Raw genomic sequence first — 2,394 nt, 5'->3', positions numbered from 1 at the left:
GCCAAATCAACAAACTAGCTATTGGCGCTATAACAAAAAAACCAAAATACAAAAAAGAAATAAACCGCAAAACGCAGATAAAACGTTAGCTGAAAAAGCACTCGCTCATGTGTTATTTAGCAACTTAGCTTACACAGAGCAGCTTTATCGTTTAGCTGATAAAAATAGCGATAAGGAATAATTATGAAAAATGCTTTTAAAATTTTTAACATTTCGTCTTGGCATGTAAGTTATAGTCATTTCGTTTGCTTAGTTTCGATGTATATCGTTATCGTATTTAATGGCTTGTTTTTATACAACACCTTTATTGCTGCAACACAGCCAGGCCATATAAATTGGCTTTTTATCACGTCTATTCCTTTATTGCTTTTCTCATTGACTATTTTAGTTTTGAGTTGGTTGTCCTTAGTTACTTTTGTTAAACCCGTACTTTTATTTAGCGTTTTACTTTGTTCATTATTGTTTTATTCAACACTTAATTATGGCGTTATTTTTGACAAAAGCATGTTACAAAATATTGTTGAGACAAACTCAGGTGAAGCATTTTCATATTTGAATTTTCAGCTTGTAATATTTGTAGTTTTATTAGGAATTGTACCTACTTACTTATTTTCCAAGTTCATAATTATTGGTAGTTTTAGAGTACGTTTAAAGAGCTTTGTGAAGCTAAATCTATTTGCTTTGCTTTGTTGTGCTTTAATAGCAGCAACCTTTTATAAAGAGTACGCTTCTGTAGGGCGTAATAACCGACAGCTTACAAGCTATATCACCCCGTTTGCTTTTTATACAGCGGGTTATAAATATTTGAGAGATAATTACTTTTACCCCCCACTACCTTTTAAGGTACTTGATAATTTACCAGCTTTAGAAAATAAAACGACCACCTCGCTAACAGTAATGGTTGTAGGCGAAACTGCTCGGGCTGCTAACTTTTCACTGCAAGGCTATAGTAGAGCAACGAATGCTTATACCTCTAAGCTGGGCGTGAAATATTTTAGTGATGTTTCATCATGTGGAACGGCAACGGCTATCTCCGTGCCCTGTATGTTTTCACGGCTTAATCGCAAAGAATATGATTCTCGCCTTGCTAATAGTCAAGAAAATGTCCTAGACATTATCCAGCGTAGTGGTGTTGAAGTGACATGGATTGATAATAATAGCAGCTGTAAAGGAGTGTGTGCTCGCGTCAAATCAGAAAACATTGAGCCGAACAAAAAGCACTCGCTCTGTGACGGTGATTACTGTTTTGATGAAATATTAGTCTCGAAATTCAAAGACAGAATAGCTAAAAGTAACGTTAAGCATAAATTGATTATTCTACATATGATAGGTTCACATGGGCCAACTTATTATCGTCGTTACCCTGAACACGCAAGTTTGTTTAAACCTGACTGCGATCGAAGCGATATTCAGAACTGTACTACAACAGAGCTAACAAACACATATGATAACACTATTGCATACACAGACAGGATATTGAGCGAATTAATAAAAGTATTACAAGAAAGTAACGAAACGGAAAAATCACTCTTGTATGTGTCAGATCACGGTGAGTCACTTGGTGAAAAAGGCTTATACCTTCATGGGTTTCCTTATGCATTAGCACCAACCGAGCAAACTCATATCCCAATGATTTTTTGGAGTAATAAACTTACTGACTCTGAATTCAATCGCTGTGTTGAGTTGCAACACTCAAAAACATTTTCACACGACAATATTTTTGACACTTTGCTTGGATTAACTCATGTAAATAGCAACCAGTACCAACCTATATACGATATTTTTAACGCCTGTAAGGCCGAAGCCTACAATGAGGGGATTCCCAATGCAGTTTGATAATGTAAATAAGCCGTCAGGTATTAATCGAGTATTTTTAGCTTTTAAAAATTCACAGCGTGCATTTAAATGGCTTGCCAAAAATGAAGCTGCTTTTAAACAAGAGCTTTTATTACTTGCTTTATCGCTAACTATTATTTCTATTTGGCAGATAGGTATTTACGAAAAGGTCATGCTCCTAATCTCTGTTTTGTTTGTGATATTCGCAGAGATTGTTAATACAGCAATAGAAGCAACAATAGACAGAGTTGGCTTAGAAATTCATCCATTGTCTGGTCTCGCTAAAGATTTAGGCTCCGCAGCAGTACTAATTGCGCTATTGATATGTTCAGTCGTCTGGGTTGCTGTATTTATAAACTATATTGGTTATTTTTAAAATTTATCCAATCTCAATGACCGCTGATCGCTCAAATAAGGCCCCGAAAAATGGCTCATATAGCTATCTAGGTTAACGCTTTCAAAAAACAGAAGTATATTTCCGATAACTACCTTTGAATTCCTATAAACGGAAGTTTGCTTCCGAAATATAGCAATATTGGGTTAGAAACCGGAAGTTTA

Annotated in this window: 2 protein-coding genes and 1 pseudogene; all 3 read left to right on the top strand. The window is 35.5% G+C overall.

From position 1 onward, the window contains the following. A pseudogene (locus PSI06_RS20795) lies at positions 1-181 on the top strand (LTA synthase family protein); the annotation flags it as partial. A 2-nt stretch (positions 182-183) separates the two neighbouring features. After that, the gene (locus PSI06_RS20790) at positions 184-1,836 is read left to right on the top strand and encodes a phosphoethanolamine transferase (protein WP_273604787.1); all 1,653 of its coding nucleotides are present in this window, start codon (positions 184-186) and stop codon (positions 1,834-1,836) included. Beyond that, on the top strand, positions 1,826-2,212 hold the full coding sequence (locus PSI06_RS20785; RefSeq protein WP_024032690.1) for a diacylglycerol kinase: 387 nt from the start codon (positions 1,826-1,828) through the stop codon (positions 2,210-2,212). The genes PSI06_RS20790 and PSI06_RS20785 overlap by 11 nt, the downstream gene beginning before the upstream one ends. The last annotated feature ends 182 nt before the right edge of the window (positions 2,213-2,394 follow it).

Origin of the sequence: Pseudoalteromonas sp. GABNS16E, from assembly GCF_028598715.1 — a bacterium.
Lineage (GTDB): Bacteria > Pseudomonadota > Gammaproteobacteria > Enterobacterales > Alteromonadaceae > Pseudoalteromonas > Pseudoalteromonas atlantica.
Note: the sequence above shows the minus strand (reverse complement) of the source record. Positions and strands in the feature narration are given on the sequence as shown.

Coding starts and splice junctions, on each gene's coding strand:
- PSI06_RS20785 (WP_024032690.1), top strand. CDS start 1,826: ATGCAGTTTGATAATGTAAATAAGCCGTCAGGTATTAATCGAGTATTT.
- PSI06_RS20790 (WP_273604787.1), top strand. CDS start 184: ATGAAAAATGCTTTTAAAATTTTTAACATTTCGTCTTGGCATGTAAGT.